The organism is Ktedonosporobacter rubrisoli, assembly GCF_004208415.1.
GTDB lineage: Bacteria > Chloroflexota > Ktedonobacteria > Ktedonobacterales > Ktedonobacteraceae > Ktedonosporobacter > Ktedonosporobacter rubrisoli.
Map to the genome: position 1 here is coordinate 386,405 of NZ_CP035758.1, position 15,957 is coordinate 402,361.

Genomic DNA, 15,957 nt, shown 5'->3' on the forward strand with positions numbered 1-15,957 from the left:
ATTTGTTAGGAATTATTGACGATAGTAGTAAAATGATTGCGTACCTCTAGATTTTATTTTAGCCTCCCAAGGAGTTACATATGACACCTGACATGTCAGTTCGCGCCACAAATACCGGAGAGAGCAGCTTCACTATCGAAACCGGCAGCGGTCATAGTATCACGCTGAGTGGAATGCCCGAGAACCAGGGACCACGCCCTATGGAGATGCTTCTGGTTGGGCTTGCCGGTTGCGCCGGAGTGGGCATTCTTTCCATATTGCGCAAAATGCGCCAGAACGTGACCAATTACGAGGTCCGCGTGCGTGGCGAGCGCGCAGACACAGACCCCAAGGTCTTCACCACTATTTATGTCGAGCATATCTTCACAGGCTCGAATCTGCAAGCAGAGAGTATTCAGCGCGCCATTGATCTCGACACAACCGACTATTGCGGAGCAAACGTTATGCTCAGCACAAGTGCCACAATCAAACACAGCTTCCAGATTAAAGAAGCCTCTGCCTAGCCAGTGCTCATATTTTTCGCACCCCAGCCATGCCCGGAGCATTTTATGTATGGGCAAGCCACAAATCCTCTTTCAAGCATATATAAGCGCTGAGCAGACAGCGCTAAGAGCATTGCCCAAACCAACCGGGCTCTAGCCTGCACAAGAAGAGGGATCGAGTATGCTCGATCCCAGCATAAATCCATCTCTACCAGAGCGCACAAGCATCTTGAGCCCAGCGCAAGCGCGCCCGAGGGACCAGGCCATAGTTATACAATGCCATTCCATTTGCTCCAGCCTGGCGTGCCGCCAACACGCGCTCTTTGAGGGCAGCGGGTCCCGTGATTTCTGGGTAGTAGAGGCGGAAGCCGGCGACAATTTCCGTCTCGCTAAGATGGCGACGGACTTCAGAGATAGCTGCATCTACCTCCGAAGCCTCAAGCCCATAGCAGCAGACAACAATACCATCGCAGTTCTCTCCCAGGCTCGCAAAGTCAACGCCAAACATCCAGTCAGAGTGCGGCCCCATCAAATCAAGGAAAAAGAGCTTCACGCCAGGCGCTACCGCGGCCTTAACGCGCTGCAAAAGCGCGGTCACCGGCTCACTACGCCAGCTCAAATAGCTGTGGAACGCGCGATGCTTGGCAAAATAGGCCTGTCCTTGCGCCAGAAAATCCTGGCTCTCCGACTGCAGAGGAATCTCGCGCTCAAGATTCTTGCTAAGCGTTTCCCGCACATACTGGCGCGCGGCCTCCGCATCAATGCCTTGCTTCTGTGCTCCCTGCATACATGACGGGCAGAAACAGACCGAGAACAAAAAGTTGTCAAGCGCCGTGAGCCCTACAGCATCCTTCTCGTGGTGAAACTCGTGCTCAAAGCCCATATAGTTCAGCGCCTCTAGCTCAATTGAAGAGACGCCCGGCAAGCTGCTGATATCGCGGATAAGCGCTCCTATATATTGCTGCACAGCGGGATGGGAAGGGCACAGATTATAGATATTCTTATCGCCAAAGGCATTCTGCGTGGTAACATCAGGATAGAGCATACCAATACGCGTATTATGCAAGCACACAGTCCAGGATGCCACCTGCAAGCCAGCATCAAGCGCCTTGGCCGTGACCGAGCCCGGCAAATTCTGCTCACTGACAAACGAAGCCACCTCCGGCTTGATGCGCCCGTAGTCCTGCTCGGGCTGGAAATAAATCGTACCATCCTCGGGAAAATATACCTTATGCAGCGGGTTGCGAGGCTCAAGGAAATGTCCAGCATGGTAAGAAAGAGCCACACTGACTGTATTAATCCCCGTCTCTTTCATTTCTTGCAGCGCCACTTGCGGACCAACCGCATTGATATCCCAAAGATAAGCCCATAGTGAGATACGCGTCTCCATAGACGAATCTATCTCCTTTCCTCTTCAGAAAAATGATAATAGTCACGAGCCAGAGCCAGAGCCCTGCCATAGCGCTGACGGCGCCGCTTCCAGGCCTGGGCAAAATGCGCACGCGGCCGATAGACTTGCTGGATAGCTACCACGCGCTCCACAGCTTCCTCTAATTGTGCGAACATGCCACTACTACAAGCAGCCAGGAGCGCAGCCCCAAGCGCCGAAACATTCTTCTCTGCCGTCACCTCGACAGGAATGCCGGCCACATCGGTAATTATCTGTAGCCAGATTCCAAGATTCGCGCCTCCGCTGCTGACGCGAATCTTATCGAGCGGGATTTGCCCGAGGAGCTCGATTACCGCTGCTATATCAAAGGCTACAGCCTCAAACAGGGCAACATAGATATCCTGCAGACTGCTTTGGGGCGAGAGGCCAAATAGGGTTCCGCGCAACTGCGGATCGAAGGACGGCGTGCCGTAGCCGGCCAAATAGGGCAAAAAGACGAGCGGAGAAAGCGACTCCGGCGAGAGAGCTTGCGCCTCCGACAACTCAAGCAATCCCGTTCCTGATTTGTTTGCGCCCGGCTCTTGATCTGCTGGAATGACGCTTGTAGCAGGATGTTGAGGGAGCTCCACTTTATGCTGTGGCGCCTCCTGCAAGGAACGCAGCCAATTCAAGGCCAGGCCACCGGTCAAGAGCGAGCCCAGGGCATAGTTACCAAACGGATGTGGAAAAGGATGGCAGGTAAGCTTATCCCGCCAGAACTGGGGAAATGCCGCGCTTCCCAGAGGGGCGATCAGCGTTGTCGAAGTACCCATTGAGACACCTAATTGGCCTGGCCGCAATGTCCCCGAACCAATAGCGGCAGTGGCCATATCTGCTGCTCCCGCGCTGACAGGCGTACCTTCTCGCAAGCCGGTCATCAGCGCCGCTTGTGGGGTGATACCTCCAACAATATCAGCTGAGGCATGCAGGTGAGGAAAGAGACGGCCGGGAAGTCCTAAAGCCTCAATCCAGGGCCAGCGCCAGGTACAGGCTTGCGTATCGACCAATAGCCAGTTGCCCGCATCGGTTAGCTCCACCCCTGGCTTTCCAGTCAGACGTAGCCGTACATAATCCTTAGCGGCTAACCAGGCATGAGCCCGCGCGATATCTGGCGCGGCATGGCGTTGCAACCAGAGCAGCTTTGTGATGACAAACGCCGTATTGTCAGGCGCATTATGGGTTGTCTCGCGTATCTCAGCCAACAACTCTGGCGCGACTTCCCCACATTCCGCGCTTCCACGCGCATCTGCCAATAGGAGCGCCGGGCGCACAGGCAGGCCACTATCATCAACCAGAACCACTGAGCTCATATTGCCAGTCAGGCCAACAAGCGCAATTTCCGCAGAGGAGATACGGCAGGCGGCCAGGCACTCTCTAGTAGCTTTACAAGTAGCCTGCCACCACTCCTCAGCATCTATCTCAAAGCTCCCTTGTAGAGGATCATGACGAAAAATATATCCTGCCGAAGCTGTGCCCAGCACCCTGCCTTGCGCATCGAGCGCAAGCACTTTAACGCTCGATGTCCCAACATCGATACCAAGAGCTATCATCGCCGCATTTCCAGTTCGAGCTTACCAATATTCGTAGGCTCAAGAGCAGGCAATACAGTAACTTTTACATGATAGAGCTCGCCACGCATATAGCTCTGGACATATTCGGATGGTCGACCATCGGCCAGATAGGCAATACGCGTTGAGGTGAGTAAAGGACTGTTCTCATCTACCTCAAGAAACTGGCGCAACCAGGGAGGCGCCACAATGGCCGAATATTCTTCTTCGGCCCAGGCAGGTCGATAACCCGCACCATAAGACGCTTCTAAATAGCCATAAAGCGATTGCCTGGCTACTTTTGTGGTATCAATCTCGGAATAAATCTCGGCGCTGAGATAAGAAATCAGATAAACTACTGGCTCCTGATCAGCCAGAATAGTGCGGGCCAGTTTCCAGGCTTGCCCGCCTTCTGAGAGCTTGAGGGCTTGCCGCACAGCCTTCGTCCCAGCTACAAGCTCACATTCATAGACGCGCTCTGAAGTCTTATGACCTGTACGCTTCAAGTCCTCGCTAAAGCTCGGTAACTTCACCTCATTTAACGAACGGGTAAAACGCGCAGGCATGACCGAAGCTTTAAACGTGCCTGAGCCCTGCATACGCACAATAACGTTGCGATGCAGGAGCTCTTTGAGCGCCTGGACAGCTACTCCCCGGCTCACATTATAATGCGCGACTATCTCTGTCTCCGATGGGAGCATAGTACCGACAGGCAAAGCTTGTAAATGCGACTCAATTTCGTCAGCAATCTGGCGATACAACGGGGTAAAGGACTGCCTATCGATGGGCCCCAGCACGGATGGATCAAGCTTCTGCATTAGAAGCCTCCTCTCTCTCGCCACGCCTGAATAATGCGTAGAGTCTGCTGTAAAACATATTCAACAATTATTTTCCCTTTTTCTTGATTGGCGGCAGTAGGATCGCCAAAAACCCCCGAAACACTTACCTCATCCCAATAGAGCGGGCTGTAGTCAAAATCTTCGGGATAGTGAGGATATTCTCTCTGGGCCCTGCTCATATCGACGCATTCAGGCGCTAGCGCGAGAAGAATAGAGGTTTCAATCTCATCAGCATGAATAATTGTAGCCCGGCTTCGCTCAGTTTCGCTGACCTGCTTACAAATTTTCTCCAGGCCGGGATAAAATAAGAAGAGTGTAGGTAAGTCATAGCTTTCAAGCAATCGACGGGCAGCAGTCTTTAAGGCGCTCATATTCCCCAGATGCCCGCTCATTAAAATCAGCCCTTTGATCCCCACCTGCGCCAGACCCGCGGCTATTTCTACAATTATGTTCACTAAGGTCTGATCGCTGATGGAAAGAGAGCCGGGGAAACGCGAGAGCGACCAGACCTGGCCATAGGGGAGAGCAGGAAGCACCAATAGGTTGGCAGCTTCAGCAAGGCGAGCCGTTAAGCTCTCTACGGCGTACCAATCGCTCCCCAGGTTCATATGAGGTCCATGCTCTTCAATAGCACCTAACGGGAGCAACGCAATACGAGAGGTTTCGACTGCCTGAGCGACATCAGTCCAGTAAAGTTTTGCCCACTCTGGCATGAGCCTGTTCCCTTTCATAAGGAAATATTGGCAGAAGTTCTTAACAATCTGGCAAAACAAGCTTTGCATTTTTGCAGATAGATGTGCTCAGTATACAACTCGACCAGTTAAATACTCAAGTCCGAGTTGGACAAAGCAGCATCCTAGCTGCCTGGAACTTCTACCAATCTATTATAAGGCTTCTCTTACATACCAGGTAAGCATTTTATCAGCGATTCAGCATTATTTTGGCCTGCAGAGTTCGCGCGGATACAGCACAATATGGCCACCCTGCTCAAGGCTCTGTTCATGATAGTTCTGAGGAGCCGGCAACATAAGTTGTGAAGCCGACTTTGTAGCCCTGAGGCGCAAGAGACGCTTAAGCCGACGCTGCGTCCAGAGAAGAATGCGTAGCGGAAGTTCTTTAAAAGGTCGCCTATAGGGAGCAGGTTCGGGCAGCACTGCATACCCACGCTGGCGCAGATGGTCCTCAAACCATCTGAGGGGGGCCTGATTCTTTGAGCTAGTTTGCGTATCACAACGCATAAACTGGAGATACAAATTCAAGAGCGACATTTTGTCGAGACGTTCTATGAGGGTATCTATCATGCGCTCTGCTATAGGCCATTGAGCATGATGCGTTCCCTTACGCCAGGCATCTCCAGCCTTGTCGTGCAGCTCTACAATCTCAAAAATTGCTTGCTCGTTAAGATAGCGCCTGGCAAAATTGCAGGCATGAATTTCGTGATCGGGCTCATCGGGGGTACATTGGTATTTAAAGGTATCGTGCAGCAGCGCTACAAGACGCAATATGCGTCTTTCTTCGGCATTTGTAGCGTGACGATCCACATTTTTCAGCACATCAGCAATATGGTTAATCACTTTCCCTTCTCGATGGCCTGGGCGCACTTTTCCCCACCTCGCTCCCCGACACCAATCAGGATCAGCACAAATCTGTTTCTCAAGTTCGGTTTCTAAGCAAAATGGAATTTCCAATCTACATCATCCTTTAAGCAAAAGTTCTTCTCTTGAGAAGTTTTTCAATAGGTTAACCTGTCTTTGGACCAGCTAACAACTTTCTCATTAGATAGGCCTTATCCTAGTTATGCCCCTTTCACCCTGGCGCAAACAGCATGCTAAAAGGCCTTGTATGTCAGATATTTCGCGTTCATATATCTTTGCTTGCTTTCAACTATAGGTGTCCAACATGAAATAAAGATGAACACGGCGGCATTCATTGAATGAATAGGAAAAAGTTACCAACAACTCAGCAATGAAAACGCAATAAAAAGACTCCAAATATATGTCACGTTGCCTCTATGCCACAAATCATCAAACTATCTCAGCATTAATCAATGCAGCTTGCTTTCTCTAAGCAAGCGTGAGTTGCTTTTGCCTTTTAACGTATTAATAATTAAATCTTGTTCTTGACATAACACTGGACGGGAATGTTTTATGCAGAGTTTGTGGTTATTAACAATAACCATGATGTTATTTTAACAATCTGAAAAAACCGAACCATTGAAGCTCATGGTAGCCTCATTGGTTCGAGCCGATGGTAAGGGCAACACTGCAAGTGAATTTGCCCTTCGTTGCATGTTCCTCAAGCGCATGCACTACCATCCGCACAGCGCAGTGGGAAAAAGAGTTATGGCGAACTCGTTATGTGATATTGCCGGCAAAATATTCCATGCCGGTAAATTTTATATAAGAAGTTCCATATTTACTCTTATTAATTTTAAGGAGCACATGTACATGTCTATCAGGCGGGGATTGACTGGCCGCTTTGGCTTTATCGGGCTGGTCATGCTAACCCTCTTGTTAGCTGCTTGCGGAGGTGGCACGCCGCAGACCAACAGCAGCAACAACAATGGGATGAGTAATAATCAAACGCTCATTTATTCAACGCAAGGTCAGCTTGATGTCACGGATTTTGATCCGGCCTATTCTGGCGGCCCAATCGGACCCAATTTTTATTTTACTGGTCTGGTTGAGCTTAACGAAAAGAATGAACTGATTGATCAACTCGCGCAGTCACATGAGCTAGCGTCAGATGGCGTCACCTGGACCTTCCATCTGAAGCCCAATTTGACCTTTAGCGATGGCTCGCCTCTGACCTCTGAGGACGTCATCTATTGTATTGAGCGTGCACTCAAGCCGGAGACCAAATCCGGCAATGGACCGGCTTACCTTGGCGCGATCAAAGATGCGATTAAACTGAACTCGGGCAAGATCAAAACTATCATCGGCGATAGCCTGCTGGCCCCCGATCCACGCACGGTTGTTATCGTCACTGAGCAGAAGGCCGCCTATTTCCTGCAGACGCTCACCTACAATACTTCTTTCACTGTGAGCAAGAAATATGCCGAGAAATATGGCAATAAATTGAGCGATCACCTGACCGATCCAATTGCCGCGGGCCCCTTCGTTATCTCACAGGTGCAGGACCAGAAGATTATCTTCACACCTAACGAGCATTATTATGGTCCCAAGCCCAAGCTGAAGAAGATCATTATGGCTTTCTATCCTGACGTCGACGCTTCCTACAAGGCCTATCTTGTCGGTCAGGTCAGCCTGGCTAAGGTTCCTTCGGTCCAGCGCCAGTCCGCCAAGGCGCTGCCAGGAAACCAGTACCATCAAACGCCGATCCTGGGCACGTCGTATTACACGATGAATTATCTTACCAAGCCTTTTGATAACATCAAAATTCGGCAGGCCTTTGCCCTCGCTATCAATAAGGATCAGGTCGCCAAGAGCGTGTTTAACGATACTGTCGTGCCTACGAACCATATCATTCCTTCCGGGATGCCTGGTTACAATCCCGATCTCAAGGGACCGAGTGGCATAAGCAATACGTCTGGCGATCCAGAAATGGCCAAAAAGCTCTTCGACGAGGGCTTGAAGGAAGAGGGGCTCACGCGCCAGAGCTTGCCGCCGCTGACGCTCACTATCTACAACGTTTCGGCCGACGATGGGCGCGAAGCATCTGTCGTTCAGCAAATGTGGCAGCAAGTGCTTGGGGTCTCAGTTAAAGTAGATAGCATGGAGAGTAATGCATATAGAAAAGCTGTGGATGCGACTGCCCACAATCCCAAGGGCTTGATCATGTGGGGCGCTTACTGGAAGGCCGACTATCCAGATCCACAGAACTGGATGTCAACACTCTTCGATAAGGATGCTTACTTCAATAGCGAGAACTATAGTGTGAATCAGTCAAGCAACGTGGCAGATCAACAGAAGGCGGTTGACCTGATGAAGCAGGCTGACGCCAATATGGATCAGACGGCGCGCATGAAACAGTACAATCAGGCCGAGCAGCAAGTAGTCAATGATGTGGCCTGGATTCCCATGTACCAGATGGAGAACCTGAAGGTGGTGAAGCCTTGCGTGCAGAACTATCCCTATGACGCGCAGTTCGTACCAGCTCCCGATAGCTGGGCCAACATCTATATCTCCAATAATCCCATCTGTACCAGCGCGAATGCGGCTGGCTAGATGCCTGTTGTAGATCTTTAGCACATGGGCAAGCACGCGATTGTGGTGTGCTTGCCCTTTTTCTTCCTACATCTATGCCACACAACGAAACAGAGAAGCGGGGCTGGCCGGCTTAGCTGAATTGGGCCCAGATGGGCAAATGGTCAGAAGCGCTGCGAGCCTCGTCGTCAGCGACGATATCACAGGCGGTGAGGTGCGCAGTAAGATCTGGCGAGGCAAAGATATAGTCAAGACGAAGCGAGGGGCGAGAAGGCAGTTTGTAGGTATAGCCTCGTTCCTGGGGATGCAATTTGCGGTAGCAATCGGTATAACCAGCTTGCAGGACCAGGGCAACTACCTCACGCACAAACTCGTCGGGCCTCATTTTCTCTTCGCCCTTCTCGGTTGCCGTAGCCAGGTAGGTTGCGATATCAATCTCGTCGCCTGGGCACAACGAATTCATATCGCCCACCAGAACATGGGGCTGCTGCTTATGCTGCTGCAGAATGCTCAGGATCTCGCGCATCTCAGCCACACGATCTTGCTCGTTTTCCTGCTTACGGCCTGCGCTCAGGTGAGTTGCAAAGAGGGCCACAATAGTATTTTCCCAGGGTACCTCGATCTTCAAGAGGGTCTTGGAAAAGACGGAACGCCGATAATTCTCAGTGCGTACCACTGGTAGACGGCTCAACCAGGCTACATAATATTCGCTGTTGCCCTCGCCAAAGCTCAGGCTCATGCCAAGCTGCTGAGCCAGGGTCTCCGCGTTGGTGCGGCTATTGGCTTCTAGAAGGGCTACGACATCTGGCCGTTGCCGCTCAATGGTATGGGCAATATGCGAGAGGCGATCCTCGCCGCCTTCGAGAATATTATAGCTTAGTATACGTAACGACATAACCTATCCTTTACATTATCTCTCTATCTGGTAAGTTCGGCCGGCAATGGACAGCTAGCCGCGCAAAACACCTTGGGCTAGAGCTTTAAGAAGATTTCTAGATTCCTAGATTTATAGATTCACAGAATTCTATTATCCTGTTTTCTCTAGCAATTTCACTGCACAGCTCGATTGTGCATGCTTCTGTGCCAGTGTAGCACAATCTTGCCTTCAATTGCCCCAAACATACCTCTGCCAACCCTTCCATGAGCCGAGTTACGTTCGAGAACAGATCCGGGTTCTTCCTGCGCAGTTTGCTCCGCGCTCGATCTCTTCTCCTTAGTTTTCCAGGCCAGGATAATAGGCAAGAGAATATATCAACGTGCCAGCACTTTTCTAAGCATATGCTTACAATAGCAACTTAACGCAGCTTAAAACGAAACGGTGACATATTGCGTACCATATCCCTTGACAAACCAGCAGTGGTGGCCTATAGTTTGGATGAATAAATATTTATTCATTATATAAGGAGATTTTATGCCGCGCTCGGAAGCAGCTAATCAGCGGATACGCGAAGAAAGGCGTGAGCACATTCTAGATGCCTCGGCCTTAGTCTTTGCGCGCAAAGGATTAGCGGCTACTAAGATCGCCGATATTGCAGAAGCCAGTAATATCAGCCAGGGGTTGATCTATCGCTATTTTGTCAACAAAGAAGAAATCTTCACAGCTTTGATAGAAAGAGCGTTAGACGCAACGGCCAGCATAGCTCAGGCAGCATTAAAGCAATCTGGTAGCCCGCTAGCAAAATTGCACTGGCTTTTAGAAAACTTTTTCTCGGGGATGTGGGAACAACCGGAATACGCGCAAATGATCATGCAGGCACTTTCCAGCGATACGACGCCGGAAGAGGTAAATATGCTAGTTGCTAAGCATATCAGCCCCATCATCAAGGCCTTTTACCACTTAATCGTTGAGGGCCAGGCTTGTGGCGAAATCATCGCAGACGATGCCAGCATGCTCACTTTTATGGTGCTATCCTGCCTGCAGGGAACGATAAGGGGTATGCTGCATCAAGAATTATTACCAAAACCTGTCGGACCACCCAATCCCGAGATCATTATACGTATGCTCAAAGCTTGAGTTCTCACTAGCTTCTCAAGTTTTGCTCATCTTTAGTAGCGTGCCAGCCTTCACTGTTACTGGTAACGGGATGTTATGCTCTTTTTACAGTGAACTGGGCAACACCAGCGCTACTGAAGCTTGAGAACTGCACGGTTCTAGGATGGGTCTCGTGATGATCATCCTAACAAGAGTAAATTTCATAAAGCGAAGCTACAAATCTAGTGCATCCAATCTCCCTCCAGGGGAGAACTAGCCGCCAAGGAAGGAAATATATATGTACAAACAATCTACCTTACACTGGGAAAATGGTTTGAATGATGCGCCTCTGCCTCCATTAGTCAGTCTGCAAGATGCAGCACATGATGAGCAGCTCATGGTAGCGCTGTACCGTGCTTATGGTCCCGTATTCCGTCTGGCCGAGGCTGGAAAAGAAGCTTCGGTCATCCTGGCAGGGCCAGAGGCTAATGTCTTTATGGCCCGTCATGAGGATGAGTTTTTCAGTACAAAGGAGCAGTGGCAAGAATTTGATGCCATGATCAGCCAGAATCGGGGCACGACGATAACGGAGGCGCGCGATGGTGATGCCAACCGCAAGCGACGAAGCCGGAGCAGTCGAGAGTGGTCACGTAAGCGTATTCTTGATCAGATTCCGCAGATGGTAGAGATAATTCAGGCTTGCACTAGCGAATGGCAGCTTGGCTCAAGTATTGCAGTCCACGCGAGCATGCGGCGTCTGGTCTCCGAGCAGCTAGGAAGGCTACTCGTAGGCTCCAGCCCGCAAGGATATCTCGATGACTTTGTTACCTTTCTCAACACCACCATCAACAGTACGCTCGACACAAAGGAACGGAATAGCGCATCCACGGAGACTGCAGCATATCAGCGGGCTGTTGAGCGCGTTAACGAGTTCAGCCGTAAAGCCTATGAAGAGCATTTGCGCCATCCCCAACCAAATGGCAAGCCCGATATGCTTGATGATGCCATCGCCCAGGCCGAGGGCTACCCGGCACATATGCGTCAGAATATGCTAGAGCTTGTCGCGTTGGGCCCGATGCTGGCTGGCCTTGACACTGTAGCCAATTCTCTCAGCTTTATGCTCTACGCCTTGCTGGCTAACCCTGAAGCTCTTCAACGCGTACAGACAGAGATAGATGCAGTTCTGAGCACTGGTCCCTTGACCTGGGAGAAGTTACAACAGATGCCCGCTTTGCATGGTGCTATGCTAGAGACCTTACGCCTTTATCCGGTCGCTAGCGGCCATGCTGCGCGCGTTGCCCATCCCTTCACCATAGCTGGATATGGCCTGGAACCTGGCACGGAAGTAAGAGTGGCGATGACGGTGCCTCACTTCCTGGAAGAGCTCTATCCCCATCCTTTACAATTTGATATCGACCGCTTCCATGAGCCACGCAACGAACATCGCAAGCCAGGTGCTTTCGCTCCATTTGGACTGGGCAATCATACTTGCCTGGGCTCTGGTATCGCTGAGGTACAAATGATGGTTACAATGGCAGTGCTCCTCTCCGACTATGCATTTCGCTTTGAGCCTGAGGACTATCAGCTTACAATTGAACGGCACCCCTCGCCAGCACCCGGCAACAATTTCAGCGTGAAGATCGCAGAGCAGCGCAACCAGCAAGCAAACCTGGTTTAATAGGAGAACGAAATTCATCCAAGCTGAGCAAGATGTACGCTTAGCGGCATTCTGTTCGCAGGAACACTTGCAGTAGCATTAACCATTTATGTCTATATGAAATTTAGAGGAGATTGCAATTGCAATCTCCTCTTTTGTCACAGGCAAACCCAACTCCCAGGTATAAGCTCAACAAGGATACCAATAAACTCAACAGTAATGATAAGACAGGTAATAAAGCTTTAGAAAACTGCTTGATCAGCAACGTAATTTTCCCAATTAACGTGAGAAACCATTGACAAACTACAATTGCTATGGTATATAGATGTATAGACAACATCCTATATAGATCTTTCTCGTCTGCACAGAGTTAAAAGATGCTCAACGGTGGCATACAAGAGAGGAAGGTAAAAGGGTGTCCCAGGTCGCGGTTCCTGCGAGTACTGAGATAGTGCACGAAAACTACAGGCCAGAAGCTTCGGATGAAGCGTTTGATCTAGACATACATATTTCATTTCAAGCTACTAGTAGAACTCCGGTTTTCGGCACATGTAGCCATTGTGCAACCTGTCAATTTAGCGTCGATGCATGCAGCAACACGGCTTACCATTGCTAAGGTGATTCAAAAAGAAGTCTGTCCTTGTAGCAAGCTTTTGATATCAACGCAACACCCTTGGGTAAACTACTGTATACTTGTACCCCGTCCGGTTTCTGTAATTGTGCTGTACAGGTAGGACCAGGAGCGTGCCACTCCTGGTCCCCCTTCTTTCCTCATAGCCTGTGAGTGGGCTTCACAAGCAGCTTGGCTGTATCCCTTTTTCACAACTCGCAGCAAATTGACAGTTTATTGACAGTTAAAGCCTACTCAGTACTCTTCTTGTACTTTATCGTAAGTATCCCATTTTTTCATGGCTTCTTTTTGGAAGGAATGCCTTTTTATTAAAAAAGCCGCCCGACAGTAAACCCAGGCGGCTTTTCCAATTGCTTTATTAGCTTACTTAGAGAGGCGGTCCAAGATCTGATCGAGCTTCTTATCTTGCGCATCAAAACGGCTATCCACGCTATTAAATCGGGTATCCATCTTATCTAGCCGCTGTTCTACCCCATTAAAACGTGTGTCTACTCTGTCAAAACTGACATCTATCCTATCGAGCCGATCTTTTATCTCCTGGACATCTGCTTTTAATGTCTTGATGTCCTGACCCTGGCTCTTTACCGTGAACGTCAGCGCGGTTAGAGCCATATTTACATCTCCAAATTGCTGGCGAACAGCCTTTGCCTGTTCATCAAACCGAGCATCGATCGCAGCAAAACCCTGGTTCATTTGTTGGCCAATAGCTGTAAATTGCCAGGAAATCGCCTTCTCCAAGCTATCAAACCTTTGTCCAATAGTCTGCTCTAAACCGGCTTGCCGTCTTCTCTGCTCTGTGATCTGTTCTTGCAAAGCCGTGATCCGTTCATTGAGTTGCCGAATATCAGAGACATGTTCCCCTTGCAGGGTAGAAAGCGCGTGCTCTAATGCCGCAAGTCGTTCTTCTAATGTTGGCATACAATCCGCCTCCTCATATGCAGAGTATAGCATACTTTTTTCGCAAGCTGCTCTGCATCTGACCTTTCCTCAAAAACCTTCTCATCTATCTTCTGTTGCGTGCCAGTTTCATGTGTCCTGCCTCAAGGCTGGTACAGTAACATCATAATACTACAAGCATATCGCAGCAGGAATTAAAAAGGCAGAAAGAAACGTGTTATGAATAAGGCTCCCGAATAATATATCCGGGAGCCCTTCTTAAATCAGATGATTGCCTGAGCAACGGCTCTCCCGGCAGTCCTACCCGAGAAGATACAGCCCCCAAGGAAGGTGCCTTCCAGGGAGCGATAACCATGCATTCCACCTCCGCCAAAACCGGCAATCTCTCCAGCTGCATACAGCCCGGGCAAGGGCTGATCGTCAGCCTGAAGCACCCGCGCTGCCAGATCTGTTTTCAGGCCTCCCAAAGTTTTGCGGGTCAGGATAGAGAGCCGTACGGCAATCAAAGGCCCTGCAGCAGGATCGAGTAACCGATGCGGCTTCGTCACACGAAATAGTCGGTCGCCCAAATATCCACGCATTCCGCGAATAGCCATAACCTGAGCATCTTTGCTAAATGGGTTGCGTATCTCCCGATCGCGGGCAACAATCTCTTGCTGCAGCTCAACCAGGTCTATTAAGGGCTCCTCTGTCATTTCATTCATGGCTCGTACGAGGTCAGGGAGGTTGCGCTTTACGATAAAGTCTGTCCCCTTACGCTTGAAGGCTTGAACAGGAGCCGGGATACCAGGCAATACACGGCTGAGAACCAGAGGGATGTTACGGCCTGTCAAATCAGGATTCTGCTCGGAGCCAGAAAGGGCGAACTCGCGCTTAATGATACGATCGTTAAGCAGAAACCAGGAGTAGTCATATCCGCTAGTAGTGATGTGCTTAAGCGTCGCAAGCGTATCGAAGCCGGGAAAGAGGGGAATCGGCAAGCGATGTCCGCGCGCATCCAGCCATAAAGGAGATGGGCCAGCCAAAATTCTGATCCCATGAAGAGGCCAGATTGACGCGTAATTGTGAATACCTTCAGGATAATGCCACATGCGATCAGGATTGATCAGGTGCCCTCCGTTCCTGGCAACTATCTCCAACATACGCCCATCAACATGATCGGGCACGCCCGAAATAAGATGTTTAGGAACAGGTCCTAAGCGAGCAGGCCAGTTCTGGCGCACCAGGTCGTGATTGCCACCAATGCCGCCCGCCGTTACAATTACCGCCTGCGCCTTTAGAGAAAAATCGCCAATGACCTTCCGTGAGCTTGCCATGCCTCGGCTAACGGTATCAGGTTCCAGCACATCTCCCTCAACTCCATTTACTACTCCTTCGCTCATTGAGAGAGCCGTGACGCGATGGCGAAAGCGCAAGCTGATCAGTCCTTGTTGTTCCCCTTCACGCACCCGCCTCACAAATGGCTCAATGATGCCTGGACCTGTCCCCCACGTCACATGAAAGCGCGGAACGGAATTGCCATGGTCGGTGGCGAGAGAGCCCCCACGCTCGGCCCATTGCACAAATGGAAAGAAGCGAATACCCCGCTCATAAAGCCAGGCATGTTTCTCACCCGAGGCAAAATTGACATAAGCCTCGGCCCAACGGCGCGGCCAGCAATCCTCTTCGCGGTCAAACCCTGCACTACCCAGCCAATCCTGTAGAGCCAGATCGTGAGAATCCTTGATCCCCATGCGCCGTTGCTCCGGCGAATTAACCAGAAAAATTCCTCCAAAGGACCAGAATGCTTGCCCTCCCATTGAGGCTTCCGGCTCCTGATCCAGTAAGATCACTTTCCGGCCTGCACTCACCAGTTCCGCGGCAGCAACTAACCCTGCTAAGCCGGCTCCCACAATAATAACGTCGGCTTCCTCGTGCATTTTTCTGTTCCTCTTCCTAAAAATTTAGTTCACTCACTCCGAGGAGGAGCGGCGTGACTGATACACTCATCTTAAAGAGTGCAAGATGGTTGCCAGGAGAAATAATACATGGAAAAATTTCTTGCTGGCAAAGTCAGCTCAATAGCCTGAGTCGAAAGCAGTCAATTTAGACTAATGGCACGTCCTTTGACCGGCTACCTTCCCAGATCATGGCCCGCTTACACTGCATTTCTCATCTTTCCCAGGCTGCGCTTCTGTTGGAACATGCAGCGAAAAGCTGAATAGTACTCCGCTTATTTTATAACATCTCTTCATTTTGCACCATAAGCTATTAAAGCAGCATTTGTATGAATTTTTATAATGTAGAGAGAATGCCCTTTGAAAGAGCTAGTATTAAGAGCTGAAGAAAAGATTATGT

The 15,957-nt window shown here is 50.2% G+C and carries 12 protein-coding genes; 4 read left to right on the forward strand and 8 right to left on the reverse strand.

Going from position 1 to position 15,957, the window contains the following annotated elements; genetic code table 11:
* The first annotated feature begins 80 nt into the window (after window positions 1-80).
* Window positions 81-503 carry an OsmC family protein gene (locus EPA93_RS01775; protein ID WP_207229412.1) on the forward strand — a complete coding sequence of 141 codons (423 nt, stop codon included), beginning with the start codon at window positions 81-83 and terminating at the stop codon, window positions 501-503.
* Window positions 504-690: 187 nt separating this feature from the next.
* Here the strand turns inward: EPA93_RS01775 and EPA93_RS01780 are convergent, their stop codons facing one another.
* The 5 genes from EPA93_RS01780 to EPA93_RS01800 form a co-directional block, all read right to left on the reverse strand.
* Window positions 691-1,872 carry a hypothetical protein gene (locus EPA93_RS01780; protein WP_129885388.1) on the reverse strand — a complete coding sequence of 394 codons (1,182 nt, stop codon included), beginning with the start codon at window positions 1,870-1,872 and terminating at the stop codon, window positions 691-693.
* An 8-nt stretch (window positions 1,873-1,880) separates the two neighbouring features.
* The gene (locus EPA93_RS01785) at window positions 1,881-3,461 is read right to left on the reverse strand and encodes a xylulokinase (RefSeq protein ID WP_129885389.1); all 1,581 of its coding nucleotides are present in this window, start codon (window positions 3,459-3,461) and stop codon (window positions 1,881-1,883) included.
* On the reverse strand, window positions 3,458-4,276 hold the full coding sequence (locus EPA93_RS01790; protein ID WP_129885390.1) for a GntR family transcriptional regulator: 819 nt from the start codon (window positions 4,274-4,276) through the stop codon (window positions 3,458-3,460). The genes EPA93_RS01785 and EPA93_RS01790 overlap by 4 nt, the downstream gene beginning before the upstream one ends.
* Window positions 4,276-5,010, reverse strand: coding sequence for a creatininase family protein (locus EPA93_RS01795; protein WP_165422800.1), 735 nt, complete (start codon window positions 5,008-5,010; stop codon window positions 4,276-4,278). Before EPA93_RS01795 ends, EPA93_RS01790 begins: the two co-directional genes overlap by 1 nt.
* A gap of 222 nt (window positions 5,011-5,232) precedes the next feature.
* Window positions 5,233-5,985, reverse strand: coding sequence for an HD domain-containing protein (locus EPA93_RS01800; RefSeq protein ID WP_129885392.1), 753 nt, complete (start codon window positions 5,983-5,985; stop codon window positions 5,233-5,235).
* Between the two features lie 759 nt (window positions 5,986-6,744).
* On the opposite strand from EPA93_RS01800, the gene EPA93_RS01805 reads away from it, so the two are divergent.
* Entirely contained in the window at window positions 6,745-8,484 is a 1,740-nt protein-coding gene (locus EPA93_RS01805) for a peptide ABC transporter substrate-binding protein (protein ID WP_129885393.1), read from the forward strand.
* Between the two features lie 112 nt (window positions 8,485-8,596).
* Here the strand turns inward: EPA93_RS01805 and EPA93_RS01810 are convergent, their stop codons facing one another.
* On the reverse strand, window positions 8,597-9,358 hold the full coding sequence (locus tag EPA93_RS01810) for an endonuclease/exonuclease/phosphatase family protein (protein ID WP_129885394.1): 762 nt from the start codon (window positions 9,356-9,358) through the stop codon (window positions 8,597-8,599).
* Between the two features lie 516 nt (window positions 9,359-9,874).
* Here EPA93_RS01810 and EPA93_RS01815 point away from each other — a divergent pair.
* A complete protein-coding gene (locus EPA93_RS01815) occupies window positions 9,875-10,477 on the forward strand; it encodes a TetR/AcrR family transcriptional regulator (protein ID WP_129885395.1) in 603 nt (200 codons plus the stop codon).
* A gap of 256 nt (window positions 10,478-10,733) precedes the next feature.
* Window positions 10,734-12,113: a cytochrome P450 gene (locus tag EPA93_RS01820; RefSeq protein WP_129885396.1), complete on the forward strand. Its 1,380-nt coding sequence runs from the start codon at window positions 10,734-10,736 to the stop codon at window positions 12,111-12,113.
* Between the two features lie 973 nt (window positions 12,114-13,086).
* Here EPA93_RS01820 and EPA93_RS01825 read toward each other — a convergent pair.
* Window positions 13,087-13,641 (reverse strand): hypothetical protein, encoded by a 555-nt coding sequence (locus EPA93_RS01825; protein WP_129885397.1) that lies wholly within the window; start codon window positions 13,639-13,641, stop codon window positions 13,087-13,089.
* Window positions 13,642-13,883: 242 nt separating this feature from the next.
* Window positions 13,884-15,539, reverse strand: a complete 1,656-nt coding sequence (locus tag EPA93_RS01830; protein ID WP_129885398.1) for an FAD-binding dehydrogenase — start codon at window positions 15,537-15,539, stop codon at window positions 13,884-13,886.
* Window positions 15,540-15,957 lie beyond the last annotated feature (418 nt).

Coding starts and splice junctions, on each gene's coding strand:
- EPA93_RS01805 (WP_129885393.1), top strand. CDS start 6,745: ATGTCTATCAGGCGGGGATTGACTGGCCGCTTTGGCTTTATCGGGCTG.
- EPA93_RS01830 (WP_129885398.1), bottom strand. CDS start 15,539: ATGCACGAGGAAGCCGACGTTATTATTGTGGGAGCCGGCTTAGCAGGG.
- EPA93_RS01815 (WP_129885395.1), top strand. CDS start 9,875: ATGCCGCGCTCGGAAGCAGCTAATCAGCGGATACGCGAAGAAAGGCGT.
- EPA93_RS01825 (WP_129885397.1), bottom strand. CDS start 13,641: ATGCCAACATTAGAAGAACGACTTGCGGCATTAGAGCACGCGCTTTCT.
- EPA93_RS01810 (WP_129885394.1), bottom strand. CDS start 9,358: ATGTCGTTACGTATACTAAGCTATAATATTCTCGAAGGCGGCGAGGAT.
- EPA93_RS01820 (WP_129885396.1), top strand. CDS start 10,734: ATGTACAAACAATCTACCTTACACTGGGAAAATGGTTTGAATGATGCG.
- EPA93_RS01780 (WP_129885388.1), bottom strand. CDS start 1,872: ATGGAGACGCGTATCTCACTATGGGCTTATCTTTGGGATATCAATGCG.
- EPA93_RS01785 (WP_129885389.1), bottom strand. CDS start 3,461: ATGATAGCTCTTGGTATCGATGTTGGGACATCGAGCGTTAAAGTGCTT.
- EPA93_RS01790 (WP_129885390.1), bottom strand. CDS start 4,276: ATGCAGAAGCTTGATCCATCCGTGCTGGGGCCCATCGATAGGCAGTCC.
- EPA93_RS01775 (WP_207229412.1), top strand. CDS start 81: ATGACACCTGACATGTCAGTTCGCGCCACAAATACCGGAGAGAGCAGC.
- EPA93_RS01795 (WP_165422800.1), bottom strand. CDS start 5,010: ATGCCAGAGTGGGCAAAACTTTACTGGACTGATGTCGCTCAGGCAGTC.